The sequence below is a fragment of the Pseudomonas sp. ICMP 8385 genome (assembly GCF_002699915.1).
In the GTDB taxonomy this organism is placed as follows: domain Bacteria; phylum Pseudomonadota; class Gammaproteobacteria; order Pseudomonadales; family Pseudomonadaceae; genus Aquipseudomonas; species Aquipseudomonas gessardii.
In genome coordinates this window covers 1-23,192 of the sequence record NZ_LKBY01000024.1, presented here as the reverse complement: position 1 = coordinate 23,192, position 23,192 = coordinate 1, and the positions used below count along the sequence as shown (strand labels likewise).

At 61.7% G+C, this 23,192-nt stretch carries 26 protein-coding genes and 1 pseudogene; 16 read left to right on the top strand and 11 right to left on the bottom strand.

From position 1 onward, the window contains the following. Positions 1 to 61: 61 nt before the first annotated feature. The gene (gene pobA, locus AO268_RS04805) at positions 62 to 1,246 is read right to left on the bottom strand and encodes a 4-hydroxybenzoate 3-monooxygenase (protein ID WP_169898398.1); all 1,185 of its coding nucleotides are present in this window, start codon (positions 1,244 to 1,246) and stop codon (positions 62 to 64) included. Positions 1,247 to 1,435: 189 nt separating this feature from the next. On the opposite strand from pobA, the gene AO268_RS04800 reads away from it, so the two are divergent. Continuing rightward, complete coding sequence (locus AO268_RS04800; RefSeq protein WP_076962472.1) at positions 1,436 to 2,311, top strand: helix-turn-helix domain-containing protein; 876 nt, start codon at positions 1,436 to 1,438, stop codon at positions 2,309 to 2,311. Positions 2,312 to 2,327: 16 nt separating this feature from the next. Here the strand turns inward: AO268_RS04800 and AO268_RS32650 are convergent, their stop codons facing one another. Both AO268_RS32650 and AO268_RS04795 read right to left on the bottom strand, forming a co-directional pair. After that, the gene (locus tag AO268_RS32650; RefSeq protein ID WP_162843704.1) at positions 2,328 to 2,501 is read right to left on the bottom strand and encodes a hypothetical protein; all 174 of its coding nucleotides are present in this window, start codon (positions 2,499 to 2,501) and stop codon (positions 2,328 to 2,330) included. Positions 2,502 to 2,600: 99 nt separating this feature from the next. Beyond that, positions 2,601 to 3,506 (bottom strand): LysR family transcriptional regulator, encoded by a 906-nt coding sequence (locus AO268_RS04795; RefSeq protein ID WP_099168022.1) that lies wholly within the window; start codon positions 3,504 to 3,506, stop codon positions 2,601 to 2,603. A gap of 113 nt (positions 3,507 to 3,619) precedes the next feature. Between AO268_RS04795 and AO268_RS04790 the strand changes: the two genes are divergently transcribed. From AO268_RS04790 to AO268_RS04775, 4 genes are all read left to right on the top strand, one after another. Continuing rightward, positions 3,620 to 4,486 carry an MBL fold metallo-hydrolase gene (locus tag AO268_RS04790; protein ID WP_099168021.1) on the top strand — a complete coding sequence of 289 codons (867 nt, stop codon included), beginning with the start codon at positions 3,620 to 3,622 and terminating at the stop codon, positions 4,484 to 4,486. A gap of 33 nt (positions 4,487 to 4,519) precedes the next feature. Next, positions 4,520 to 5,134: an NAD(P)-dependent oxidoreductase gene (locus AO268_RS04785; RefSeq protein WP_099168020.1), complete on the top strand. Its 615-nt coding sequence runs from the start codon at positions 4,520 to 4,522 to the stop codon at positions 5,132 to 5,134. A 129-nt stretch (positions 5,135 to 5,263) separates the two neighbouring features. Then, positions 5,264 to 6,451 carry a cyanate transporter gene (locus AO268_RS04780; RefSeq protein WP_099168019.1) on the top strand — a complete coding sequence of 396 codons (1,188 nt, stop codon included), beginning with the start codon at positions 5,264 to 5,266 and terminating at the stop codon, positions 6,449 to 6,451. A gap of 138 nt (positions 6,452 to 6,589) precedes the next feature. Further along, positions 6,590 to 7,516: a LysR family transcriptional regulator gene (locus AO268_RS04775; protein ID WP_076962477.1), complete on the top strand. Its 927-nt coding sequence runs from the start codon at positions 6,590 to 6,592 to the stop codon at positions 7,514 to 7,516. Positions 7,517 to 7,536: 20 nt separating this feature from the next. Here the strand turns inward: AO268_RS04775 and AO268_RS04770 are convergent, their stop codons facing one another. Continuing rightward, positions 7,537 to 8,451, bottom strand: coding sequence for a LysR substrate-binding domain-containing protein (locus AO268_RS04770; RefSeq protein ID WP_076962478.1), 915 nt, complete (start codon positions 8,449 to 8,451; stop codon positions 7,537 to 7,539). 130 nt (positions 8,452 to 8,581) lie between these two features. Here AO268_RS04770 and AO268_RS04765 point away from each other — a divergent pair, with 130 nt between their 5' ends. Next, positions 8,582 to 8,767 carry a hypothetical protein gene (locus AO268_RS04765; RefSeq protein ID WP_032863543.1) on the top strand — a complete coding sequence of 62 codons (186 nt, stop codon included), beginning with the start codon at positions 8,582 to 8,584 and terminating at the stop codon, positions 8,765 to 8,767. A 56-nt stretch (positions 8,768 to 8,823) separates the two neighbouring features. Then, positions 8,824 to 9,216 carry a VOC family protein gene (locus AO268_RS04760; protein WP_076962479.1) on the top strand — a complete coding sequence of 131 codons (393 nt, stop codon included), beginning with the start codon at positions 8,824 to 8,826 and terminating at the stop codon, positions 9,214 to 9,216. A 21-nt stretch (positions 9,217 to 9,237) separates the two neighbouring features. On the opposite strand, the gene AO268_RS32645 is transcribed toward AO268_RS04760, so the two are convergent. Beyond that, positions 9,238 to 9,384: a hypothetical protein gene (locus tag AO268_RS32645; RefSeq protein WP_162843705.1), complete on the bottom strand. Its 147-nt coding sequence runs from the start codon at positions 9,382 to 9,384 to the stop codon at positions 9,238 to 9,240. Between the two features lie 273 nt (positions 9,385 to 9,657). Here AO268_RS32645 and AO268_RS04755 point away from each other — a divergent pair, with 273 nt between their 5' ends. Together AO268_RS04755 and AO268_RS04750 are read left to right on the top strand one after the other, a co-directional pair. Next, positions 9,658 to 9,897: a type II toxin-antitoxin system RelB/DinJ family antitoxin gene (locus AO268_RS04755; protein WP_076962558.1), complete on the top strand. Its 240-nt coding sequence runs from the start codon at positions 9,658 to 9,660 to the stop codon at positions 9,895 to 9,897. Then, positions 9,887 to 10,174: a type II toxin-antitoxin system RelE family toxin gene (locus tag AO268_RS04750; protein WP_076962480.1), complete on the top strand. Its 288-nt coding sequence runs from the start codon at positions 9,887 to 9,889 to the stop codon at positions 10,172 to 10,174. Before AO268_RS04755 ends, AO268_RS04750 begins: the two co-directional genes overlap by 11 nt. A gap of 87 nt (positions 10,175 to 10,261) precedes the next feature. Here the strand turns inward: AO268_RS04750 and AO268_RS04745 are convergent, their stop codons facing one another. Then, positions 10,262 to 10,516, bottom strand: a complete 255-nt coding sequence (locus AO268_RS04745; RefSeq protein ID WP_076962481.1) for a hypothetical protein — start codon at positions 10,514 to 10,516, stop codon at positions 10,262 to 10,264. 312 nt (positions 10,517 to 10,828) lie between these two features. On the opposite strand from AO268_RS04745, the gene AO268_RS04740 reads away from it, so the two are divergent. Then, the gene (locus tag AO268_RS04740; protein ID WP_076962482.1) at positions 10,829 to 11,788 is read left to right on the top strand and encodes an NAD(P)H-dependent flavin oxidoreductase; all 960 of its coding nucleotides are present in this window, start codon (positions 10,829 to 10,831) and stop codon (positions 11,786 to 11,788) included. Between the two features lie 113 nt (positions 11,789 to 11,901). Here the strand turns inward: AO268_RS04740 and AO268_RS04735 are convergent, their stop codons facing one another. Both AO268_RS04735 and AO268_RS04730 read right to left on the bottom strand, forming a co-directional pair. Then, the gene (locus AO268_RS04735; protein WP_076962483.1) at positions 11,902 to 12,432 is read right to left on the bottom strand and encodes a PadR family transcriptional regulator; all 531 of its coding nucleotides are present in this window, start codon (positions 12,430 to 12,432) and stop codon (positions 11,902 to 11,904) included. Further along, positions 12,408 to 13,337 (bottom strand): LysR family transcriptional regulator, encoded by a 930-nt coding sequence (locus tag AO268_RS04730; protein ID WP_076962484.1) that lies wholly within the window; start codon positions 13,335 to 13,337, stop codon positions 12,408 to 12,410. The genes AO268_RS04735 and AO268_RS04730 overlap by 25 nt, the downstream gene beginning before the upstream one ends. 118 nt (positions 13,338 to 13,455) lie before the next feature. Here AO268_RS04730 and AO268_RS04725 point away from each other — a divergent pair, with 118 nt between their 5' ends. The 3 genes from AO268_RS04725 (at position 13,456) to AO268_RS04715 (ending at position 17,260) form a co-directional block, all read left to right on the top strand. Then, entirely contained in the window at positions 13,456 to 14,256 is an 801-nt protein-coding gene (locus AO268_RS04725) for an oxepin-CoA hydrolase, alternative type (protein ID WP_099168018.1), read from the top strand. Positions 14,257 to 14,386: 130 nt separating this feature from the next. After that, positions 14,387 to 16,072, top strand: a complete 1,686-nt coding sequence (locus AO268_RS04720; protein WP_099168017.1) for a long-chain-fatty-acid--CoA ligase — start codon at positions 14,387 to 14,389, stop codon at positions 16,070 to 16,072. A 3-nt stretch (positions 16,073 to 16,075) separates the two neighbouring features. After that, positions 16,076 to 17,260, top strand: a complete 1,185-nt coding sequence (locus tag AO268_RS04715) for an acetyl-CoA C-acyltransferase (RefSeq protein WP_099168016.1) — start codon at positions 16,076 to 16,078, stop codon at positions 17,258 to 17,260. A gap of 134 nt (positions 17,261 to 17,394) precedes the next feature. Here AO268_RS04715 and AO268_RS04710 read toward each other — a convergent pair whose 3' ends face one another. Together AO268_RS04710 and AO268_RS04705 are read right to left on the bottom strand one after the other, a co-directional pair. After that, complete coding sequence (locus AO268_RS04710; RefSeq protein WP_099168015.1) at positions 17,395 to 18,597, bottom strand: 3-oxoadipyl-CoA thiolase; 1,203 nt, start codon at positions 18,595 to 18,597, stop codon at positions 17,395 to 17,397. 2 nt (positions 18,598 to 18,599) lie between these two features. Further along, entirely contained in the window at positions 18,600 to 20,132 is a 1,533-nt protein-coding gene (locus AO268_RS04705; RefSeq protein WP_099168014.1) for a 3-hydroxyacyl-CoA dehydrogenase, read from the bottom strand. A 173-nt stretch (positions 20,133 to 20,305) separates the two neighbouring features. Here AO268_RS04705 and AO268_RS04700 point away from each other — a divergent pair, with 173 nt between their 5' ends. The 3 genes from AO268_RS04700 (at position 20,306) to AO268_RS04690 (ending at position 22,992) form a co-directional block, all read left to right on the top strand. After that, positions 20,306 to 20,737: a PaaI family thioesterase gene (locus AO268_RS04700; protein WP_099168013.1), complete on the top strand. Its 432-nt coding sequence runs from the start codon at positions 20,306 to 20,308 to the stop codon at positions 20,735 to 20,737. Next, positions 20,734 to 22,065: a hypothetical protein gene (locus AO268_RS04695; protein WP_257154341.1), complete on the top strand. Its 1,332-nt coding sequence runs from the start codon at positions 20,734 to 20,736 to the stop codon at positions 22,063 to 22,065. The genes AO268_RS04700 and AO268_RS04695 overlap by 4 nt, the downstream gene beginning before the upstream one ends. Before the next feature lie 138 nt (positions 22,066 to 22,203). Continuing rightward, entirely contained in the window at positions 22,204 to 22,992 is a 789-nt protein-coding gene (locus AO268_RS04690) for an IclR family transcriptional regulator (RefSeq protein ID WP_076962491.1), read from the top strand. 49 nt (positions 22,993 to 23,041) lie between these two features. On the opposite strand, the pseudogene AO268_RS04685 reads toward AO268_RS04690, so the two are convergent. Next, positions 23,042 to 23,192, bottom strand: a pseudogene (locus tag AO268_RS04685) (electron transfer flavoprotein subunit alpha/FixB family protein); the annotation flags it as partial.

Below are 23,192 nucleotides of genomic sequence, written 5' to 3'. Positions count from 1 at the left end.
TAGGCAAGGCCCACGGGAAAAGAGCCCCGTGGCAATGCCCGACAGCTTACTCGATAGCCCGCTATTGGATAGCCTCGTAAGGAAGTCCGACGTAATTTTCTGCAATAGTTTTGCGCCCCGCCTCAGACTCGACAAAATACTCCAGCTCGCTCTGGGCAATGCGCTGGCTGAAGCCATCGGCCTCGGGAAACGGGTGCAACATCGAGGTCATCCACCAGGAAAACCGCTCGGCCTTCCAGACCCTCCGCAGGCAGATCTGTGAGTATTGCTCCAGCAACTCCACGCGCCCTTCCCGGTACACCTTGCGCAAGATAGTGAACAAGGTGCTGACATCGCTGGCCGCCAGGTTCAGGCCCTTGGCACCGGTAGGTGGCACGATATGGGCGGCGTCCCCCAGCAGGAACAGGCGCCCGTACTGCATCGGCTCCACCACAAAACTGCGCAGCGGGGCGATGCTCTTTTCAATCGACGGCCCGGTCACCAATTGCGCCGCCAACTCATCGGGCAGGCGCGCCTTGAGTTCATCCCAGAAGCGCTGGTCGGACCACGCATCAAGCGACTCCTCGGCCGGCACCTGCAGGTAATAACGGCTGCGGCTGGGCGAACGCATGCTGCACAGGGCGAAGCCGCGCGGGTGCTTGGCGTATACCAGCTCCCCGTGGACCGGCGGGGTGTCGGCGAGGAGGCCCAGCCAGCCGAACGGGTAGACCCGCTCGAAGGTCTGGAGCACCCCGGCGGGAATCGACTGGCGCGCCACGCCATGGAAACCGTCGCACCCGGCGATATAGTCGCAGTCCAGGCGCACCGGCTGCCCCTGGTGCTCGAAGGTCAGCCAGGGCCGCTCGCCCTTGAGGTCGTGGGGCTGAACATTGCGCGCTTCATACAGGGTGATCGCGCCGGCCTGCGCGCGGGCGGCCATCAGGTCGCGGGTGACTTCGGTCTGGCCGTAGATCATCACGGTCTGGCCGCCGGTCAGGGCTTTCAGGTCGATATGTTGCAAGCGTCCATTCAGGGCCAGCTCGAAGCCTTCATGCACCAGGCCCTCGGCGTCCATGCGCTGGCTGACGCCCGCCTGGCGCAACAGGTCGACCATGCCCTGCTCCAGCACCCCGGCACGAATGCGCCCAAGGACATAGTCCGGGGCCTGGCGCTCAAGGATCAGGGTTTCAATCCCCGCGTTGTGCAGCAATTGACCGAGCAACAGCCCCGCAGGACCGGCGCCGATGATGGCGACTTGGGTTTTCAGGGTTTTCATTATTTTTATGGCCCGCCTGCTTCCCCCGAACGTTATCGGTGAAAGCGTTGTCATTGGATTTGGTGCTGGCATTTTTCCCTTGAGCGGCCATTACCAGAAGGTGAAAACTGAGCCAAAACCTGCGCTTTTCGCCAATTGGGGCGATTACCGAACCACTGTCCTGAGTATCGGATTGAAACCATGACCAAAAATGCCAGTCCCGCGATTCCAGTGTTCAAACTCTACGGAGAAAGCCAACAGTGGCCGACCCCGGATTTGTTGCATTGCGAGACCATCTCCCGGCGCAGCCGCGAGTACCAGTGGGAAATCCAACCCCACCGGCATGCCGACCTGTGCCAATTGCTCTATGTGTACAAGGGCCAGGCGCAACTGGAGATCGAAGGCCAGCGCACGACGCTGACCGAATCGACCCTGCAAGTGCTGCCGCCGTTATGCGTGCATGGGTTTCGGTTTGCCGAGGATGTGCAAGGGTTTGTGGTGACACTGGCCGCGCCGCTGGTGGCACATCTACAAGGTCAACTGGGCTCGGCGGTAGACGGCTTGAGCACCCTGGGCAGTTACCCGGCGGGCGAGGACAGTGACTACCTCAACAGCCTGTTCGCACGGCTGCAGGACGAATACAACGACGACCTCCCGGCCCGGGACATGATGCTGCACGCCCTGGTCAGCGTGCTGCTGGTGTGGATCAGCCGCCAGGCCATCCAGCGCCGCCATCCACGGGCGCCACGCAGCCTTGAGTATTTTCGGCGCTTCACCCAGTTGGTGGAGCAGCACTACCGTGAACACCCAAAGATCGAAGACCTGGCGCACACGCTGGGGATCTCGGTGTCGCACCTCAACGGCACCTGCCGCGAACTGGGCGGGCAGCCGGCCTTGCAGATCATGCACGACCGCCAATTGCTGGAGGCCAAGCGCCTTTTGACCTACACCAGCATGACCATCAATGAGATGTCGGACGTGTTGGGGTTCTCTGATCCGACGAACTTTTCGCGGCTGTTTCGCCGGCGCGTGGGGTTTTCACCCAAGGCGTTTCGCGAACAGCTGAATGCGGGGTGACCCCACACCCGCCTAGTCAGCGCAAGTCGCTCAGGGTCGCCGAGTAGGTGCATTGCCCATGGTTGCAGGCAGCGGCCATGCCGGGTTGCAGGCGGGCCTGTTCGGCGCGGTAGACGGCGGTGCCGTAGAGGGCCGTGGCCAAGGCACAGAGGGTGAAAATCTTCAGGTACTTTCTGGTTTTGATCGTCATGGCGGTGACCTCCGGACAGATCAAGAAGGTGCTGTCTTAAGCATAGGCCAGCCAGGAAGAGTTGCCAGTTTTGACAGGTATTCAGGCACCTTATCGGGCCTATAACCCTGCATCCCATTGTGGCTCTGGCGGGAACCACACGACCAAAAAATCCAAGAGGCTGCGCAACGCCTGGGGCATGTGCTTGCGCGAGGCATACACCGCGTACATGTTCATCTGCCGGGGCTCGGCCTGGGGCAGCAGGCGGATCAACTGGCCGCTGCGGATGTAGTCGCCGGCCTGATAGGTGGGCAACATCGCCACCCCGGCCCCGGCCAGGGTCACGCGCAGCAAGGTGCTGGCCTCATTGGCGCTGATATTGCCGTGCACCGGCACCGACACGGGTTCGCCGTTCTCCTCGAAATGCCACAGGCTTTTGCCAAAGTAGGAATGGGTCAGGCAGTTGTGCCCCGCCAGCTCTTCTACCCGCCGGGGTTGCGGGTGTTGCAGCAGATAGCCGGGCGATGCGCAGATCACCGAGCGGCATACGGTCAGGTGCCGCGCTATCAGGTTGGGGTCCAGGTCGTTGCTGGTGCGGATCGCCAGGTCAATGCGCTCATCCACCAGGTTCACCGTGCGGTCGAGCATTTGCAGGTCAATGGACACCAGCGGGTAGCGCTTGACGTACTCGGCCATCGCTTCGGCCAGTTGCGCCTGGCCAAACGAAGTGCTGACGCTCAGGCGCACCAGGCCCCGGGGCGCGTCGTCCGGTTCGCTGACGGCGGCCTGCATGTCGCAGGACAATTCCAGCATCTGCCGGCAGCGCGGCAGGGTTTCGCTGCCGGCGGCGGTCAGGCTGAGCTTGCGCGTGGTGCGGTGCATCAGGCGTGCGCCGACCCAGTCCTCCAGCTCCGCCAGATAGCGCGACACCACCGGGCGCGACAGGTCCAGATGATCGGCGGCCGCCGACTGGCTGCCCAGGTCGACCACCGTGACAAACACCCGCATTGCTTGAAGACGATCCATGATTTGCCCGGTTTTAGAAACAAACTATGTTCCAGCATCGCATTTTTTGCTGCGTTCAGTGCAACTAAGCTCTGTTCATCGCCTGCCAAGGCCCCTCTGACCTGGACCTGCACATGCTCACCACCCTCAAGCGTTTTGTATTGGCCACCACCGTACTCGGCTTTGCCGCTCACGCCGCCGCCGCCGACCTCACCCTCGACGTGTACAACCCGGGTGAAGCGGCGATCTTCCCCGTCAGCTCGGTGCTGGTCAGCGGCGAAAAAGACGCGATCCTGGTGGACGCGCAGTTCGGCAAGGGCCAGGCCGAGCAACTGGTGCAGAAGATCCGCGCCAGCGGCAAACAGCTGACCACCATCTATATCAGCCATGGCGACCCGGATTACTACTTCGGCCTCGACACCCTGGCCCGCGCCTTCCCACAGGCCAAGATCCTCGCACCGCAGCCAGTGGTCGAGCATATCAAGGCCACCGTTGCCGGAAAAATCGCCTATTGGGGCCCGAAAATGGGCGCCGATAAACCCGCCAACACCCTTATTCCCCAAGTGCTCGAAGGCCATCGCCTGACGCTTGAAGGGCAATCGCTGGAAGTCATCGGCCTGGACGGCCCGCAGCCCGATCGCAGCTTCGTCTGGATCCCATCGATCAAGGCCGTGGTCGGCGGTGTGGTGGTCTCGCAAAACATCCACCTGTGGATGGCCGACACCCAGGGCGCGCAATCCCATGCCGATTGGCTGGACACCCTGCAACGTATCGAAAAACTCAAGCCGGTCACCGTGGTCCCCGGCCACTACCTGGGCACGCCTTCGGTCAAATCCGTCGCCTTCACGGCCGACTACATCAAGGCGTTCGACCTAGAAACCGCCAAGGCCAAGGATTCCGCCGCCCTGATCGCAGCCATGCAAAAACGCTACCCGAACCTGGCCGATGAAAGCTCCCTGGAACTGAGCGCCAAAGTCGCCAAGGGCGAAATGCAGTGGTGAATTGATCCAACCCTTACCGCACTGGAGAACGTCATGAGCAAAATCGCAATTATTGGTGCCACCGGCCGTGCCGGCAGCCAACTGCTGGAAGAAGCCCTGCGTCGCGGCCACACGGTCACGGCCATCGCACGCAACACCGCAGCTCTCGCCGCGCGCCCCGGCCTGACCGTCAAACAGGCCGACGCCCTGGACGCCAATGCCCTGCAACAGGCCATCAGCGGCAGCGATGTGGTGATCAGCGCCGCGCATTTTTCCACCCTGCCCGCTGCCGCCGTGATCGGGCCGGTCAAACAGGCTGGTGTGCCGCGTCTGCTGGTGGTGGGCGGTGCGGGTTCGCTGCTGTTGCCGGGCGGTGGGCGGGTCATCGACAGCGAAGGTTTCCCTGCCGAATACAAGGCCGAAGCCAGTGCTGGCGCGGTGTTCCTCGAGACCTTGCGCCAGGAAAAGGCGCTGGACTGGACCTTCCTTTCGCCCTCGGCAGAGTTTGTCGAGACCGAGCGCACCGGCGCATTCCGCCTGGGCCAGGATGACCTATTGGTAAGCAGCGAGGGCCGCAGCTGGATCAGCTTTGCCGACTTCGCCATTGCGTTGATCGATGAAGTGGACACCCCGAAGCATTCGCGCCAGCGCTTTACCGTAGGCTACTGACACCCCCCTGCAGGAGCCGGCTTGCCGGCGCCTGCAGGGGCAGTTTTTCAATACCCCCTGCGACTTTTTCATTTGCTCCCTGCCCTGCTCAGCCGCCTAATAGCAGCCTTGTCCGCTCAAGGCCCGCCCATGGAAAACGTCCACGCCAAACCCACCACCGCCCTCTGGCTGATGATCAGCGTCGTGCTGGTGGCCCTCAACCTGCGGCCGTCCATGGCGGCGGTGGGGCCTTTGTTGTCGTCGATCCGCGGCGAGGTGCCGCTGAGTTTCAGCGCCGCGTCGTTGCTGACCATGTTGCCGGTGATGGCCATGGGCTTGGCGATGTTCTTCGGCATCGGCCTGGGCAAACGCTTTGGCGAGCATCGCAGCATCGTGCTGGCGCTGGTGCTGATTGGCTTCGCCACCCTGTCGCGGCTGTTTCTCGACTCCGCCGCCGAGTTGATCCTCAGCGCCATCGCCGCCGGCGTGGGCATTGCGCTGATCCAGGCGTTGCTGCCCGCGTTGATCAAGTCGCGCTTTAGTGACAACGTTTCGCTGTTCATGGGCCTGTACGTCACCGCGATCATGGGCGGCGCGGCATTGGCGGCGTCGTTCTCGCCGTTCATCCAGGTGCAGACCGGCAGTTGGCGCATCGGCCTGGCGATCTGGGCGGTGCTCGCCGTAGTGGCGCTGCTGTTCTGGTCCGCCCAGCGCGCGGCGTTCCCTCCCCTGCCCCAAACCGGTGCCGACGCGCAGGCGTCCTTTTTTGGCAATCGCCGCGCGTGGTTGCTGGCGATTTTTTTCGGCCTTGGTACCGCGTCCTACACCTGCGTACTGGCGTGGCTGGCGCCGTACTACGTCGAGCAAGGCTGGAGCGCACAGAATGCCGGCCTGCTGCTGGGCTTCCTGACCGCCATGGAGGTGGTCTCCGGGCTGCTCACCCCGGCCATTGCCAATCGGCGCCAGGACAAACGCAGCGTGGTTGCCGTGCTGCTGGTGCTGATCATCGCCGGCTTCTGCGGCCTGATCCTCTCCCCACAGCACCTCACCTTACTGTGGCCATGCCTGCTGGGCCTGGGCATTGGCGGGCTGTTCCCGATGAGCCTGATCCTGTGCCTCGACCATCTGGACAACCCGCGCCGCGCCGGTGGCCTGACGGCGTTCGTGCAGGGCATCGGCTACCTGATTGCCGGCATATCGCCGCTGATTGCCGGAGTGATCCGCGACCAACTGGGCAGTTTCGAGTGGGCCTGGTGGTCGCTCACCGCGGTGGTGGTGGTGATGCTGCTGATGGTCCTGCGCTTCGACCCGCGCCACTATGCACGGCATATCCGCTAGGGGCGTCGTATTCCAAACAGTATCTGTCCCACAGTAGACATAGAAAGGTCCGACAGACCTTTCTATTGGCACGAGCGTTCCGTTAACATTTTGCCTTGTTTGCGCTGCGGTCGCGCAACAGGCCCATGGACGGAACGAATGCTAAACAGCAACTTGCTTAGAAAGCTCGATATGCAGGACCTGATGGTGTTTGTCGCTGTGTATGAGCAAAGCAGCGTCACCGATGTGTCCGAAACCCTGTTTGTCAGCCAGTCCACGGTCAGTTACAGCCTCAAGAAACTGCGCACTAGCTTTGAAGATGATCTGTTTATCAATACCCGCGCCGGCATGCGCCCGACCTACAAAGCCAGCACCATGTACGGGCATGTGCAGAAAATCCTCGAAAGCATCAACCTTTGCCACGCGGGCGCCCAGGCCTTCGACCCCACGCAAAAAGCCGTCACCTTCAACCTCTGCGCGCCCGAATATTTCGAGCAACTGATCCTGCCCAGGCTGTTGAGAAACTTCGATCACGCCGACCTGCCGGTGATCGTCAACGTCCAGAAGCTGGAAACCGAGATTCCCGTCGAGGCCCTGCGCGACGGGCGCCTGGACCTGGTGATCTGCTTCGGCCCGCACTTTCATCGTGAGCACAAGGACCTCAGGACCCAGATGCTGCTCGAAGACGACCTGGTCTGCGTCTTCGACAAACACGCCGCCCCACGGGAGCCGGCGTTCAGCCTGCAATCCTTCGTCGCCCGGCGCCATGTGTTCCCCACGCCCTGGACCTCGGACACCAACATGATCGACGGCTGGCTGGCCCGCCAGGCCCACAAGCGCCAGGTCATCGCCCGGGCCAACAGCTACAGCGCGGCACTGAAGATGATTGCCGGCACCGACTTTATCGTCACCCTGCCCCGGCGCGTGCAACAGCTACTGGCCGTGGAACCGCAGTTCGGCCACTGCGAAGCGCCCAACGGCCTGCCGGGGTTTACCCTGGATATGCAGTGGAACGAGGCCAGCGAGCAGGAAAGCGCCAATGCGTGGTTTCGGGAGCAGGTGGTGGCGGCGGTGGGTGGGAGTTAAGCGGCAAGAGAGGTGTCGCACTAGCTTGCCACTTCACCCCCCATAAACGCCTCCAGCCGCGCACGCATCCAACGTTCGGCCGGGTCGCTGTCCACATGGCTGAGCCAGACCATGGACAGGTCCAGGGTCGGCGTATCGAACGGGAGCGGCTCACAAAACAGGCTGCCTGCCGCAGCCATGGCCTGGGCCGTGTAATCCGGCAGGCTGGCGATCATATCGGTGCCGGCCAGCAGTGCCGGCAAGGCGCTGTATTGCGGCACGGATAACACCACGTGCCGCTGGCGACCGATCTGCGCCAGCCACTCATCGGCAAAACCCGTGATGTTGGCGGTGTGGGACACCAGTACATGGGGCCGCGCGCAGTATTCGTCGAGGCTCAACGGCTGGTCCGAGGCATCGGCGCGCAACACGCTGGGGCGGATATGGCGCAACAACTTGCGCTTGGCATTGGCCGGCAGGCCGCGCGTCTGGGTGATGCCGACCGTGATATCGCCAGAGGCCAGCAAATCGGGAATCCGCCAGTAATCAACGTGCTGCACCACAAACACCACCTGCGGCGCTTCGCTGCGCAGGGCCCGCAGCAGCGGCGGCAACAGGCCGAACTCGACGTCATCGGACAGGCCGATGCGAAAGGTCATGGTGCTGACAGACGGGTCGAAATCATGGGTCAGGCTCAACGCCGCCGACAGCGAGTCCAGGGCCGGCGACAGATGCAGGATAAGTTCCTCGGCCCGCGCCGTGGGTTCCATGCGGTGGCCGACGCGGATAAACAGCGGGTCGTTGAACAACGTGCGCAGGCGGTTGAGGGCCGAACTGATCGTCGGCTGGCCGAGAAACAGCTTCTCCGCCGCCCGTGTCACGTTGCGCTCAAGCATCAGCGTTTCAAAGACCACCATCAGGTTGATGTCGGCCTTGCGTAATTCATTGCGATTCATGACAAACGCCCTACAGCCCAAGACTGCCGGCAGTTTAGGAACACAGCGGGGCCTGCGTCTATGCGCCGACTATCCAACCGACGGGTTTGGGACTATAAATCAGCTTCCATGGCAACCGAGAACACCCCTTGTGCTGGTCATTCTTGCCCTGGCCATCCTGATGGCCGGGCTGTGTATCTGGAGTATCAGGTTCATCGCCCACCCAACCGCCAGGACACTGCTGCGGGTATTTGTCGGGCTGTGCCTGGCCGCCATTGTGGCGTACCTGGTCTTGGCGTCGGGGTTTCCCACGGCGCTGCTGGTATCGGCAGGTTGACGAGCCCGTTGTCCCCCCTCTAAATAGCCACTTTTTCAAGCACGGAGCGCTGAGCCATGAAATTCGCCTACACCATCGTCTACGTCCCGGACGTTGCCGCGTCGCTGCAGTTTTTTGAACAGGCCTTTGGCTTCAGCCGACGCTTTCTGCATGAATCAGGGACCTATGGCGAGTTGGAAACCGGGGGCACTACCCTGGCCTTCGCCGCCCATGAGTTGGGGGAAATGAATTTCAAGGGCGGGCACGTTGCCGCTCATACCTCGAAGCAACCGCTGGGCATGGAGTTGGGATTGGTGACCGCTGACGTGCCGGCCGCCCACGCCAAGGCGCTGGCCGCAGGCGCCAGCGAACTCTCGGCACCGAGCAGCAAGCCCTGGGGCCAGGTGGTGTCTTATGTGCGCTGCCCGGATGGCACGCTGGTGGAGTTGTGTACGCCGATAGCCGGGTGAACGCTGGGCCCATCGTTGACGTCAGGGCTTAAGTGGGCGCTCCTGGTCGCGCTCGGACAGTTCCGTCCCATCATCCGGGTGCTTCCAGGTCTGCGGTTTCTCTTCTTCGCGAAGCTGCCGCGCGCGCTCCTGCGCCGAGTCATCGCGTGGCTTGGGTTCGTTATTCATACCCATCTCCCGTCCGTAAGAATTGGACACATAAACTCAGCATAGAACAGCCCTGCCAGGCGGGCCAACAAAACCCCAGCAACCAAACGCCCTCGACGTATCACACATCTTAAAAATCAGTTACAGCTGATGGAATGCTGACCAAGCCGAGCCGCAGTAAGATTGCCCATTCATGGTAAGCGCCATACTCGGTCAAACGTCGAGGAATACTTGTCAAAAAGCTCATCCCAGCCCATTGTAATGACCAACGTCATTACATCGGGAACCAACAGCATGGCCTCTATCAATATCCGTATCGACGACGACCTTAAGGCACGCGCTTATCGTGAACTGGAAAAACTCGGTGTCACGCCTTCCGAACTGATGCGCCAGGCTCTGCAGTATGTGGCAGAGCGTGGTCAGTTGCCCTTCAAACCAGTCTTGATGACTGAGGATGACGAGGCACTGATGGCAACCGTACGAGAGAGGTTGGCGGCGCCTCAACGCGTGAAGGTTTCATTGGATGACCTATAGCCTTGAGTTCGATGCACGAGCGCTGAAGGAGTGGCAAAAACTAGGGGATACCGTACGCCAGCAGCTCAAGAAAAAGCTGGGAGAAATCCTGACCAATCCGCGCATTGAAACCAACCGCCTGCACGGTTTGCCCGACTGCTACAAAATCAAACTGCGCAGCAGCGGTTATCGCTTGGTCTATCAGGTGATTGATCAGGAAGTTACCGTGGTTGTAGTCGCTGTTGATAAACGTGAACGGGACCAGGTTTATCGTAAAGCGGCTGAGCGCTTGAGCTGACAGCCGCGACGGGGCTCACCCCATTCGGAGACCATGGCCTGCACGCTGCCCCTCAACAGCTTCTGGGAGCGACAGCCTGGTCGCCACTCAGCTTCCCCGCTCTTTATTGGATTGGGAGAGCACGGAGGCAGCAAGGGCTTTTGTCTGCTCGCTGTACTTATCGCTCTGAAGCGTCTTTCCAGCTTTTTCCTCCATCTGTGCACTGGTCTGCTTATCCGTACCACGTTGAGCCAACGCCGAGGCAGCCAGGCTTTTGGCGATGGCTGAGGCGTTTGGATTATTCAGGGTTTCGGCGGCCAATGTGGCCATCTTGCCGGAGGTCTTTTTCGTGTTTTTGCTCATAAGGCATTCCTTTGCAGTGTTGGGATCAGAGGCTTATCTCACACACGGCAAACGATATTGACTTACAGAGAGAGGCGCAACGCAGGAGCTGTGCGTAACGTTTTGGAAACCTGCATGAAAAGGTGTGTTTGTTATGTAGTACGGGGTGTGACGGGCAAATGTCGGGTTTATGGAGCGTTTACCATAGAACAGCAAATACATTGCTTGCGGGTAGCGGCCAGGGCAGCAACTATGCAACCAGTTGCATATTAAAATTCACCCTGCTAATTTCTCCTCGCCGGGTATCCGACACCCGATCCGATTGGAGCCGCTATGTCTCTCCCTGCTGTTTTGCAAGGCCGTCTTTCGATTCCAGTGGTGTGTTCGCCGCTGTTTATCATTTCCAGCCCTCAGTTGGTGATCGCCCAATGCAAGGCCGGCGTAGTGGGTTCATTCCCCGCGCTGAATGCACGACCGGCGCCGGTATTGGAGGATTGGCTGAAACAAATCACGACCGAGTTGGCCGCGTACGATGCCCTGCATCCGGATAAGCCCTCTGCGCCGTTTGCGGTCAACCAGATCGTGCACAAGTCCAATGATCGGCTCGAACATGACCTGGCACTGTGCGCCAAATATAAAGTCCCAATCATCATCACCTCGCTGGGTGCGAGGGTGGATGTGAATGAGGCGGTACACGCCTACGGCGGCATCGTGCTGCACGACGTGATCAACAATACCTTCGCCAGAAAAGCCATTGAGAAAGGCGCCGACGGCCTGATTGCCGTGGCTGCGGGGGCTGGAGGGCATGCGGGGAAAATTTCGCCTTTTGCGCTTATCCAGGAAATTCGTGAATGGTTCGACGGCCCGCTGCTGCTTTCGGGGGCCATTTCACACGGTAATGGGATTCTCGCCGCCCAGGCGGCAGGCGCTGACCTGGCCTATATCGGCTCGGCGTTCATCGCCACTGAAGAAGCCCATGCCCAATCTGCCTACAAGCAAATGATTGTCGAGAGTTCGGCCGACGACATCATCTACTCCAACCTGTTCACCGGTGTGCATGGCAATTACCTGCGCCAAAGCATCGCCAACAGCGGTCTGGACCCAGATGAACTGCCAGTGTCCGACCCTTCAAAAATGAATTTCGGCACCGGTGAAGGGGCCAAGGCCTGGAAAGATATCTGGGGGGCAGGCCAGGGCGTGGGCGCCGTCAAGTCGGTACTGCCGGCCGGCAAGCTGATCGAGCGGCTCAAGGGTGAGTATCAAGCCTCACGCAAACGCTTGGACCTCAGATAACGGCGGGGCAGGTGACCTCTTCAGTGCCTGTGCCGCCGCCATCGCCGCCTCGCCGGGGCTCGACAGCTCCCACAAGGGGATTGGCGGTGGATGAAGTCGAACCCTGCCTGGCCTCACACCTCAATCAACGGCAATACCTCATCCGCCCAGGCCAGCCAGCTTTCTTCGAGCATGATTCCACGTCGCAGCACTATGTATTGCAGGCGCTGTGTGGTGCTCAACGAGGCAGATGAAAAGTCGCGCTGTTCAATCTGCCGATACGTCTCAAGCAGGGCCTGATGCTGCTTGATCAGGCGCTGGACCTCAGCCCCCAGGCCCAGCGGGCCAATCACCGCCTCGGCACGCAGCTTGATCAGCAATGCCTGGCTCTGGTCCCCCGCTTCTTGCGGCTCGCCCGCCCAGCGCATCAACTCGGCGCGCCCCGCAGGCAGCACCTGGTAGATTTTTTTGCGCCGCTTGTCATCCTCAGGGCCATCTTGCGCCACGAGCCAGCCGGCGCTGACCATACGGCCCAGCTCACGATAGATTTGCTGATGGGTGGCTTGCCAGAAATAGCCGATGGAGCGGTCGAACCGATTGGCCAACTCATACCCCGTGGAGGGCTTTTCCAGGAGTGAGGTCAGGAGTGCGTGCTGGATGGACATGGGGCGCAGTCTACCTCCGTGGTTCTGGCCCGGGCGAGCATGAAGTCGATGAAGGTCGAGGTCGCACGGGTGTGATGGTGATCAGGCATATAGAGCATATACATGTTGGTGCCGAAGATGCTCAGCCGCCAGGCATCCAGGGCGGTCACCAGCGTGCCCTGGCGCACGTCATCCTGCACCAGGTAGTCCGGCACCAGCCCGACGCCCAACCCGGCCAAGACGGCTTGGCGCAAGAACAGAAAGTTCTCCGAAATCAGGGTGGGCTCCAGCAGGACCTCATGACGCTCCTCGTCCAGGTAAGCGGCGACCCGCAATTGCCGGCCAACCACCGCCGCCGTAATCAGCGGCGCGGTGCGCAAGTCGCTGAGTTGCTCGGGCACACCATGCTCCTGGGCGTAGGCCGCAGAAGCGCAGGCCACGTAGCGCAACACGCCCATGTCCCGCGCCACCAGGTTTTGCGGCGGCTCGGACATGACCCGTACCGCGATATCCACTTCATCGCGCATCAGGTCTTCGACACGGTTTTCAAACATCACGTCCAGCACGATCCCGGGGTAAAGCCGCTTGAAATCGAGTAGCCAGTCGGCCATGACCCATTGCCCATACCCGCTCGGGACGCTCACACGCACCCGGCCCTGCAGGCTCTGCCCCAGTGAAGAGACCGACTCTTGCGCCGCCAGCAGCTCATTGCGGATGGCTCGCCCATGCTCATACAGGCGCAGACCGATCTCGGTCGGCTCGATGCGGCGCGTAGTACGCCGTACCAGTTGCAAACCGATTGACTGTTCCAGGCGGCTGAGGTGGTAGCTGATGTTGGCCCGGCTGACCTTGAGGCGCCGTGCGGCCTCACTGAGGTTGCCTGCATCGATGATTTCGACCAGCAAGGTAAGCGACTTGAGGTCCATAGGCGGCCACTGTCAAAGAATTTTGAACAGCCTGTCAATCAGGGCTGTGATTGTCAATGAAGCTTTGCCTTCCGATAATCCTTCGGATAATCAGCCGCCGAGCACAACAGGTGAAACCATGCGTGAACCGATTCTTGTGCACCGCGAAGGTGCCGTTCTAGTGCTGTCCAATAACAACCCCGGCGCACGTAACGCCCTCACGCCCGAGTTCTATGGCGCATTACCCCAGGCCCTGACCCGGGCCGAGGCGGATCCGGCGATTGGCGCCGTGGTGTTGACCGGTGTTGACGGCCATTTCTGCGCCGGCGGCGATCTGCATCGGCTGGCATTACGCCGGACCATGACGCCGGCGGCGCGACGGGTCAACCTTGAAGGCCTGCATGACCTGATCCGCTCGATCCACACCTGCAGCAAACCGGTGATCGCCGCCGTCGAAGGTGCAGCAGCCGGGGCCGGCCTGTCGATTGCACTGGCGTGCGACCTGCTGGTAGTGGCCCGCAATGCTTCGTTTTCGGTGGCCTACGTCAAGGTTGGCCTCACCCCGGATGGCGGCGCCACGGCGTTTCTCGCCGAATTTGTCTCGCGCCAGGTACTGACGCAACTGTGCCTGACAGGTGAGCGGATCAGCGGTGAACGCCTGCATGCCATGGGTGCGGTGAATACCCTGGTCGAGCCCGGTGAAGCGCTCGCGGCGGCCATCACGCTGGCAACCCGGATTGGCGCAGGCCCACAGCGGGCAATGGCGCGGATCAAGGCCCTGTGCCGTCAGGCCAGCAGCGCAACCCTGGAGCAGCAGTTGGAACTGGAGGCCACCCATATGGTGGAGTCCATGGGGGACGATGAGGCTGGCGAGGGAATTGCGGCATTCTTCGACAAGCGACCCGCAGACTTCCTGGCCTTACGAAAAGCCAATCAATAATTCCGCACAGCGAAATATAATTCCATATATTTGACATTTCGCAGCATTGCATGCAAATCTCCAGCGAGATGGCACCCGCCATACCGTCCGCATATCGATTAACCCAGACTCATAACAACAGGGTTTTAGAATGTTCAATCGTCACCTGCCCCATTGGCCGGAGGGTGCGCCCCACCACCTGACACTGCCGGACACCAGTCTTTTCTGTAACCTGGAGATCGCTGCCCGGCGTTATCCGCAAAAGACCGCGATCATTTACTACGACACCCTCATCACCTACGCCCAGTTGCTCGATGAGGTCGAGCGACTGGCCGGGTATTTCCAGTCCCAAGGGATCAAGCGTGGCGACCGGGTGCTGCTGTTCATGCAGAACTCGCCTCAATTCATCATCACTTACTACGCCGCCTTGCGCGCCGACGCCATGGTGGTACCGCTCAACCCCATGAGCCGCGCCAGCGAACTGGAACACTACCTGCAAGATACTGACGGCGAGATCGTTGTCTGCGCTCAGGATCTGGCGCCTTTTGTCACGCCGCTGCTCGGCCGCTTCAAGCTGCGCCAGGTGCTGACCACCGCTTATTGCCAATACCTGCGCCAGCCCACCGACCTGCCCCTGCCGCCCGAGTTGCTCGTTGCGGTGGAAACCGCGACGTTGCCTGGCGTGGTGCGCTGGCAGGCCGCACTCGATTGTGGCCAACAGCCTGGCCCGCACCTCAGTGGCGCTGACGATCACTGCGTAATGCCTTACAGCTCCGGCACCACCGGCGTGCCCAAGGGCTGCCTGCACACCCATGCCTCAGTGATGGCGACGACCGTGCATCGCCAGGCCTGGACTAACCGCACTTGTGAAGATGTGGTCCTGACCACCCTGCCGCTGTTCCATGTCGCCGGCATGCAGTCGTCGATGAACGGGCCGATTTTCAGTGGTGCCTGTGTGGTGGTCATGACCCGTTGGAACCGCGAAGTTGCCGCGCAGTTGATGCAGCGTTATCGCGTCAGCAACTGGTCCAATATCGTCACCATGGCCGTGGACTTCCTGACCCAGGAAGGGCTCGATCGCTATGACTTGTCCAGCCTCGATTACATTGGCGGTGGCGGTGCGGCGATGCCCGGGCCGGTCAAGAACAAGCTCAAACAACTATTGGGCCTGGACTACATCGAAGGTTACGGCATGACCGAAACCATGGCAGCGACCCATATGAACCCCAAGGCACGCAGCAAATCCCAATGCCTGGGTATTCCGGCGTTCGACGTGGACTCGCGCGTTATCGACAGTACGACTGGCCTGGAACTGGCGCCCCATGAGGTAGGGGAAATTGTCTGCCACGGCCCGCAAATTTTCAAAGGCTACTGGCGGCTCCCGCACGACACCGAAAAAGCCTTTATCGAACTGCAAGGTAAACGTTTCCTGCGCACCGGCGACCTCGGTTACTACGACGAAGACGGCTACTTCTTCATGGTCGACCGGATCAAGCGAATGATTAACGCCTCCGGCTACAAGGTCTGGCCTTCGGAAGTCGAAAGCCTGATGTACCGCCATCCGGCGATCAAGCAGTGCTGCGTCATTTCCTCCCCCGACGCACGCCGCGGGGAGGCCGTCAAAGCCCTGGTGACCCTGCACCCCGAGCGACAGGGCACCAAGGCCGACGACATCATCGAGTGGTGCAAGGCCAATATGTCGGCCTATAAAGTCCCCGCCACTATTGAGTTTCGCGAGCATCTGCCGCAATCAGGCGCCGGCAAACTGCTATGGCGCCAGTTGCAGGATGAAGAATGGGCCGCCCACGCCCCCACCAGTACTGGCACAGGAAACTGATTGATGTCTGACGCCGTTATTGTCTCCACCGCGCGTACCGCCCTCGGCAAATCCTACCGGGGCGCCCTGAACAACACCCACAGCATCGACCTGGCCGGGCATGTGATCCAGCACGCCGTGGCCCGGGCCGGGATTGATCCGGGGTTGATTGAAGATGTGATCCTCGGTGCGACGTTTCATGAAGGCGCCCAGGGCAAGAACATGGCGCGCCTGGCCGCCATTCGTGGCGGGCTGTCCAGCGCCACGGCGGGGTTGTCGATCAACCGCTTTTGCAGCTCGGGCCTGCAAGCCATTGCCCTCGCGGCCCAACGTATCGTGTCGGAGAAAGTCCCGGCGATGATTGCCGGCGGCGTGGAATCCATCAGCCTGCTGCAAAACGACAAGCTCAATACCGATCGCAGGCAGAACCCGTGGCTGCGGGAACACAAACCCGAGCTTTACCTGTCGATGATTGAAACCGCCGACATCGTTGCCCGGCGCTACCACATCAGCCGCGAGGCCCAGGACGAATACGCCCTGCTCAGCCAACAGCGCACCGCCGCCGCCCAGGCCGCAGGTTTGTTTGATGAGGAGATTGTGCCCTTCAGCACCCACATGCTGGTCAAGGACAAACACAGCGGCGAGGTCAGTGAACAGGCGGTAACCCTGACGCAGGACGAGTGCAACCGCCCCTCCACCACCCTGGCCAACCTGGCCTTGCTGGAGCCGGTGCGCGGTGCCGGGCAATTCATTACGGCGGGCAATGCCAGCCAGCTGTCTGACGGGGCGTCGGTGTGCCTGGTCATGGACAGTCTGTATGCCGAACGCAACAACCTCGAGCCACTGGGCATTTTTCGCGGTTTTGCCGTGGCCGGTTGCGAGCCGGACGAGATGGGCATCGGCCCGGTCTACGCCATCCCCCGCCTGCTCAAGCGCAACGGCCTGAACGTCGACGATATCGACTTGTGGGAACTCAATGAAGCCTTCGCCTCGCAGGTGATCTACTGCCGCGAGAAGCTGGGCATCCCTCTAGACAAGATGAACGTCAACGGCGGCTCCATCTCCATCGGCCATCCTTATGGCGTCACCGGCTCACGCCTGACCGGCCATGCCCTGATCGAAGGCAAACGGCGCGGCGCCAGATATGTGGTGGTGACCATGTGCATCGGCGGCGGGCAAGGGGCTGCGGGGTTGTTCGAGGTCGTTTAAAAGCAGAACCAGAGCGCGAAGCTGCGTTCCCCTGTGGGAGCTGGCTTGCCTGCGATGGCGGTGGATCAGTCACTGAATATGTCGGCTGAACCACCGCTATCGCGAGCCCGCTCCCACACTTGTATGGGGTGGCTTCAGTCAAGCCGTTCGATCACACAGGCAATGCCCTGGCCAATCCCAATGCACAGGCTCACCAGCGCGTAGCGCCCTTGCTGGCGCTCCAGGCTCCGCAAGGCCGTCAGGGCCAAGCGGGCACCCGAGGCGCCCAACGGATGGCCAATGGCAATCGCACCGCCCTGGGCATTCAAACGCGGATCGTCAAAGGCCAGGCCCAACTCTTTAGCGCACCCCAGCACCTGGGTGGCGAAGGCTTCATTGATTTCAATCACATCCATATCCGCCAGGCTGAGCCCGGCACGCGCCAAGGCCTTGCCAATGGCCGGAACCGGCCCCAGGCCCATCACCCTGGGCGCAACCCCCGCGACCGCACCGGCCACGATCCGTGCCCGAGGCCTGACCCCGTACCGCTCACCGATCGCACGGTTGCCAACGATCAGCGCCGCCGCCCCATCGTTGATCCCCGAGGCATTCCCCGCCGTGACCACTCCGTCGTCGAACAGCGCCCCCAGCCGGGCAAGCGCCGGCTCATCGGTGGACGGCCGTGGGTGCTCATCAGCCAGTACCTCCTTGGGCGGCAACTTGCGTCCTTGTGGCACCAACACCGACATCAGTTCCCCGTCATAAAAACCCTCGGCCAGCGCCTTGGCATACAGCGCCTGGCTACGCGCGGCGAACGCATCACTGTCGGCCCGGCTGATACCCAGGTCGCGCGCAATGTTATCGGCGGTTTGCGGCATGCTGTCGGCGCCGAATTCGGCCTCGATCAGCGGGTTGGGAAAACGCGCACCGATGCTGCTGTCGAAGACCTGGAAGGCCCGGGAGAATGCCGCCTCGCTCTTGCCGACGACAAACGGCGCACGGCTCATGCTCTCGGTGCCGCCAGCGATAAACAACTGGCCCTCATCGCAACGGATCATCCGGTTCACATCCAGCAACGCCGCCAGCCCCGAGCCGCACAAGCGGTTGACAGTCAAGCCCCCCGTGGTCAATGGCAAGCCCGCGAGCAATGCCGCATTGCGGGCAACGTTGCGCGCATCTTCACCGGCCTGGCAGGCACACCCCGCCACGACGTCTTCATAGTCGGCGCCTGCAAACGAGCTGCGCGCCACCAGGGCACGAATGACTTCGCCCAGCAAGTCATCGGGGCGCACGCTGGCCAAGGCGCCGGCGCTGCGGCCAAAAGGTGTACGCAGGCCATCATAGATATAAGCGGACATGGTTATTGCTCCTGCACGGCAGAGGGATGATCAGGGGATTGCAGGCCCAGGCCCAGTTGGACCCGGCGACGCAGCCAAGGGCTGGGGCGGTAGCGCGGTTCTTCATAACAACCTTGAATACCGCGCAATACCGCAAGGATCTTGTCGGCGCCATAGAATTGGGCGAAGGCCAGCGGGCCGCGCGGATAACCCAGCGCCAGCATCACCGCACGGTCGAGGGTGGCCGGGGTGGCGATGCCCCGCTGGACGATTTCCGCCCCCAGGTTGGCCACGCAGGCCACCACGCGCTGGATGATGAAACCGGGCGAGTCATTGATCACTTCCACCGGCACGCCACTGCTGCCGAGGGCCTGTACCGCCTGGGCTTCCAACGCAGGCTCAAGCGCCGGTTGGCGCATCAACACCAGGCGCTTGGAAAAATCGCAGAAGGTGTCCAGAGCCAGGGTGCGCTCAGCCGGTAAACCCAGGCGCGCAATCATGCTGCTGGCATCTTCCCCCAACGGGGTAATCAGGCAGATCGCGTTGGCCGGTGGTTGAGCGGCCTCTTCAAGCCTCGCCCCGCCAGCGGCGAGCAAGGTTGCCACTGCATCGCGCACGTGCAGCTCCTGGCTGTCGAGCCAGAAGGCCCGCTCGACCGCTACCACCGCGCGCTTGAGCGGGGGCGAACGCAGCTGTTGGCCGTCGACATACCGGTAGAAACCCTGCCCGTCACTCTTGCGCCCCAGCAAACCGGCGGCCACGCGCTGGGCTGCCAGGTAGGAAGGCGTATAGCGGGGGTCACCATAAAACTGCGCGTAGATCGACTCCATCACCCCGTGGGAAATATCCAGCCCGGTGAGGTCAAACAACTCGAACGGCCCCATGCGAAAGCCCGGGCCATCGCGCAGGATGCGGTCGATCTGCTCGACATCGGCGATGTTCTCGCCAAGGATGCGCAAGGCTTCAGTGCCATAGGCGCGACCGGCATGGTTGACCAGAAAACCCGGCGTGTCCGGGGTTTGCGCCGCAAAGTGGCCCGCGGTCTCGGCCAACGCGCACAAGCGCTCGACCACCTGCGCCTGGGTACGCTCACCGCGCACCACCTCGACGATCTTCATCAGCGGCACCGGGTTGAAGAAGTGAAACCCGGCAACCCGTTCAGGGTGCTGGCAACCGCTGGCGATCTGCGTAACGGACAACGAAGACGTGTTAGTCGCCAGCACGGCGCTCTGCGCAACGATGGCCTCCAACTGGCGAAACAGCCCTTGCTTGGCCTCCAGGTTCTCGACGATGGCTTCGATCAACAGATCGCAACCGGCCAAGGCTTCCAGGCTGGCGGCAGGCTGCATACGCGCCAGGGTCTGCTCCAACTGCTCGGGGCTGAGCTTGCCCTTGGCCACCTGGCGCGCCAACAGGTCCTTGTTAAAGCTCAGCGCCTGCTCGACTGCCTCGGGACGCACGTCATACAGCAGCACCTCGCAGCCTGACGTCGCAAACACCTGAACAATGCCACGCCCCATGGCGCCACTGCCTATCACACCGATACGTGAAAACATGTCTTCTCCGAATTAATGTTTCGCTGTGCAGAACCAGATTCCATATTGACTATGATATTAAATATTGTCAGGCTCAACTTCAATCAATAAACCGACTTTGCGGAACTTGGAAGTACAGGCCAAAAGGTCACTGCCCGCAAACGCGCCACGCCATAACAAGAAGAGAACACCCCATGACCCCCACATCGCCTGCAACCGACCTGATCGGGCTGTTCAGTGGTTTTGCCGCTTACCTGGGCCTTGATCTGCTTGAATATGGCCAGGCTCGTACGGTCATCGCCCTGCAGATTCGTCCCGACCATCTCAACCAGGCCGGCAACCTGCACGGCGGCGTGATCGCGGCCATGGCCGACTCGGCCCTGGGCATGTGCGGCACCTGGCACGTCGATCCGGCCCAATGGCGCTTGTCCCTGACCTTGTCGCTGAACATCAACTACATGGCCCCCGCCCCGGCGGGCAGTCGGGTACGGGTCATCGCCCGGGTACGGGGCGGCGGGCCGAAAATCTACATGGCCGCTTGTGATGTGCTCGATGCCGAGGACAACCTGCTGGCCAGCGCCGAAGGGGTGTTCAAACGTAGCCGCCTGCGGCGTCTGCCCGCGTGAAGCTGACACGCCTGCTGCCACTGGCCCTGCTCTGCGAACTGATTGCCCTGGGCACACGTACCACTGCGTTCAGCCTGATCGCAGCGCTGCTGTTCGGTTTGTTTTTTATCCGGCACTGGCAGTCGCTCATGCCCTATCCTCGGCGCCTGGGCCTGGCGACGCTGGCGCTGCTCGCGCTATGGCTGGTCAAGGCCCCACTGGACCTGCCCACCGTCCAGCGCATCAGCAGCGCGGCCGCCTATTACGCGGCGTTCATTGGCGGCCTGGGGCTGATGGGTTGCCTGGTCAAGCGCCTGCCGGCACTGCGTGAGGTGCATCGTGTGTTGTTGCGTGGACCACGGGCCCTGCTCTATCCGCGCTACTTGTTGGCGGCGCTCGGGTTGGGCTCAATCCTCAGTTTCGGCATGCTCAACCTGATGTGTTCAACCCTGCACAGTTACCTGCAACACTTTGCCCCCGATCACCCGGCCCAACGCGATGGCCAGAGAGGCGTGCTGACCGCCGCCATTCGCGGCTTTGCCCTGGTGCCGTTAATCGCGCCAACCAGCATTGTCGTGGCGATCATTACCCGTGAAGTCCCCAGCCTGACCTGGACCGACCTGCTGCCCTACGGCGTGATCGCCACGGCGCTGCTGATGCTTATTGGCGCACGCACGGAAAACCGCCATTTGCAGACGCTGGTGGATGAGTCGCCAGAAATTCCCGCCGCCTCGCTCACACCGCTCGCCCTGGGCACGGCCCTGGGCATCGGCACGATTGTCGCGCTGGCCAGCTTCAGTTGGCTGAACATCACCCAAGCGTCGTTGGTGGTGGTGCCGCTGCTGGTCAGTGGCTGGCTGTTCCTTGAGAGCCCTGGCAAAGCCTACGACGAATTGGCCGAGCATCTGGCGGGCATGCGCAATGAGGTCTTTATCTTTGGTTGTTCCGCGCTGTTCGGCGCGCTGTTCAATCAGCTGGTTTCCCTGGATCAACTGGTGCCGCTGCTGGGCGGCGCCTCCCAGGTATTTGTGCTGCAATGCATGGCCCTGCTGGGTATCGTCGGGCTCGCGCTGGTTGGCATTGCGCCGATTATTACCCTGAGCATTTGTGCCGGCTTGCTGGCCCAATTGCAGGCGGCTGGTGTCAACCCCCTGGGGCCCGCCGTCAGCCTGGTCTGTGCCTTCTCCCTGGCGATGCTGCTCTCGCCCTTTGGGCCCGCCGTGCTGATCCTCGCGCGTACCGCAGGCACCTTGCCGTGGACGATTGTCCTCACCTGGAATGGCCGCTTTGCGCTGATCGCCATCCCGGTATTACTTGCCCTGTCCTGGGTCGTGCAATGGAATCACTAGCGGAACAGGATTCCGCTATGCTGCCTTTTTGCGCAACTATTAAGTCATTGCATTGAAATCACGCCGATTACTGCCCACACTGCCCGGTATTATCGGCTAACCTCTTCCACTGCCTGCCCGCTGCCCACATGAGCCTCCATGACTGAAGAAATCGAAACGCCCGAGAACGAACCCAAGGACCGGAAATTCGTCGAAGCCCTGAGTCGGGGTCTCGAAGTGTTGCGCGCGTTCACCCACGGCAACGTCACCCGGGGCAACCAGGACATTGCGCGGATTACCGGGCTGCCCAAGCCCACGGTTTCGCGCCTGACCTATACCCTGACGCAGCTTGGCTACCTGAGCTACAACCAGGACGTGGAAAAATACCAACTCGACTCCGGGGTGCTGGCCCTGGGGTATGCCTATGTCAACAACCTGCGGGTTCGCCAGTTGGGCAAACCGCTGATGGACGAGTTCGCCCGGCGCACCAACACCACCGTTGGCCTCACCTGCCGCGACCGGCTCTCGATGATTTATGTGGAAAGCTGCCGCCCACCCGACGTGGCCAGCCTGCGCATGGAAGCCGGCGTGCGCCTGCCCTTGAGCACCACTGCGGCAGGCCGCGCCTACCTGGCCGCCACCCCGGAAAACGAGCGGGCCCACCTGATCGGCGAAATTGCCAAGAAGGCCGGTGACGAATGGCCGGCCCTGGAGGTCTCGTTGAACGAATCGTTCCGCGAGTATGAAGAGTTCGGTTTTTGCCTGTCCCTCGGCGAGTGGGACCGCAACGTCAACGCCGCAGGCGTTCCGCTGCGCCTGGCCGACGGCAGCATCATGGCCCTGACCTGCGGCGCGCCGAAATTCCAACTGCCGACCGACACCCTGCAAAGCTCCCTGGCCCATCAACTGGTGATGTTGGCCAGGGACATCGAAAGCCTGGGCGCCTGATCGCCATGGGGCATGCAGGCGCGAAACTGTTCGCGCCTGCATGCCCCATTTACAGGCTACCGCTCAGCTCGGGAACCGCTTCAAACAAGTCCGCCACCAGGCCGTAATCGGCCACCTGGAAGATCGGCGCTTCTTCGTCCTTGTTGATCGCAACGATCACCTTGGAGTCTTTCATACCGGCCAAGTGCTGGATCGCGCCG

Excerpts from the sequence above, each read along its gene's own strand:
- AO268_RS04800 (WP_076962472.1), top strand. The coding sequence starts at position 1,436 with ATGACCAAAAATGCCAGTCCCGCGATTCCAGTGTTCAAACTCTACGGA.
- AO268_RS32650 (WP_162843704.1), bottom strand. The coding sequence starts at position 2,501 with ATGACGATCAAAACCAGAAAGTACCTGAAGATTTTCACCCTCTGTGCC.
- AO268_RS04795 (WP_099168022.1), bottom strand. The coding sequence starts at position 3,506 with ATGGATCGTCTTCAAGCAATGCGGGTGTTTGTCACGGTGGTCGACCTG.
- AO268_RS04790 (WP_099168021.1), top strand. The coding sequence starts at position 3,620 with ATGCTCACCACCCTCAAGCGTTTTGTATTGGCCACCACCGTACTCGGC.
- AO268_RS04785 (WP_099168020.1), top strand. The coding sequence starts at position 4,520 with ATGAGCAAAATCGCAATTATTGGTGCCACCGGCCGTGCCGGCAGCCAA.
- AO268_RS04780 (WP_099168019.1), top strand. The coding sequence starts at position 5,264 with ATGGAAAACGTCCACGCCAAACCCACCACCGCCCTCTGGCTGATGATC.
- AO268_RS04775 (WP_076962477.1), top strand. The coding sequence starts at position 6,590 with ATGCTAAACAGCAACTTGCTTAGAAAGCTCGATATGCAGGACCTGATG.
- AO268_RS04770 (WP_076962478.1), bottom strand. The coding sequence starts at position 8,451 with ATGAATCGCAATGAATTACGCAAGGCCGACATCAACCTGATGGTGGTC.
- AO268_RS04760 (WP_076962479.1), top strand. The coding sequence starts at position 8,824 with ATGAAATTCGCCTACACCATCGTCTACGTCCCGGACGTTGCCGCGTCG.
- AO268_RS32645 (WP_162843705.1), bottom strand. The coding sequence starts at position 9,384 with ATGAATAACGAACCCAAGCCACGCGATGACTCGGCGCAGGAGCGCGCG.
- AO268_RS04755 (WP_076962558.1), top strand. The coding sequence starts at position 9,658 with ATGGCCTCTATCAATATCCGTATCGACGACGACCTTAAGGCACGCGCT.
- AO268_RS04750 (WP_076962480.1), top strand. The coding sequence starts at position 9,887 with ATGACCTATAGCCTTGAGTTCGATGCACGAGCGCTGAAGGAGTGGCAA.
- AO268_RS04745 (WP_076962481.1), bottom strand. The coding sequence starts at position 10,516 with ATGAGCAAAAACACGAAAAAGACCTCCGGCAAGATGGCCACATTGGCC.
- AO268_RS04740 (WP_076962482.1), top strand. The coding sequence starts at position 10,829 with ATGTCTCTCCCTGCTGTTTTGCAAGGCCGTCTTTCGATTCCAGTGGTG.
- AO268_RS04735 (WP_076962483.1), bottom strand. The coding sequence starts at position 12,432 with ATGTCCATCCAGCACGCACTCCTGACCTCACTCCTGGAAAAGCCCTCC.
- AO268_RS04730 (WP_076962484.1), bottom strand. The coding sequence starts at position 13,337 with ATGGACCTCAAGTCGCTTACCTTGCTGGTCGAAATCATCGATGCAGGC.
- AO268_RS04725 (WP_099168018.1), top strand. The coding sequence starts at position 13,456 with ATGCGTGAACCGATTCTTGTGCACCGCGAAGGTGCCGTTCTAGTGCTG.
- AO268_RS04720 (WP_099168017.1), top strand. The coding sequence starts at position 14,387 with ATGTTCAATCGTCACCTGCCCCATTGGCCGGAGGGTGCGCCCCACCAC.
- AO268_RS04715 (WP_099168016.1), top strand. The coding sequence starts at position 16,076 with ATGTCTGACGCCGTTATTGTCTCCACCGCGCGTACCGCCCTCGGCAAA.
- AO268_RS04710 (WP_099168015.1), bottom strand. The coding sequence starts at position 18,597 with ATGTCCGCTTATATCTATGATGGCCTGCGTACACCTTTTGGCCGCAGC.
- AO268_RS04705 (WP_099168014.1), bottom strand. The coding sequence starts at position 20,132 with ATGTTTTCACGTATCGGTGTGATAGGCAGTGGCGCCATGGGGCGTGGC.
- AO268_RS04700 (WP_099168013.1), top strand. The coding sequence starts at position 20,306 with ATGACCCCCACATCGCCTGCAACCGACCTGATCGGGCTGTTCAGTGGT.
- AO268_RS04690 (WP_076962491.1), top strand. The coding sequence starts at position 22,204 with ATGACTGAAGAAATCGAAACGCCCGAGAACGAACCCAAGGACCGGAAA.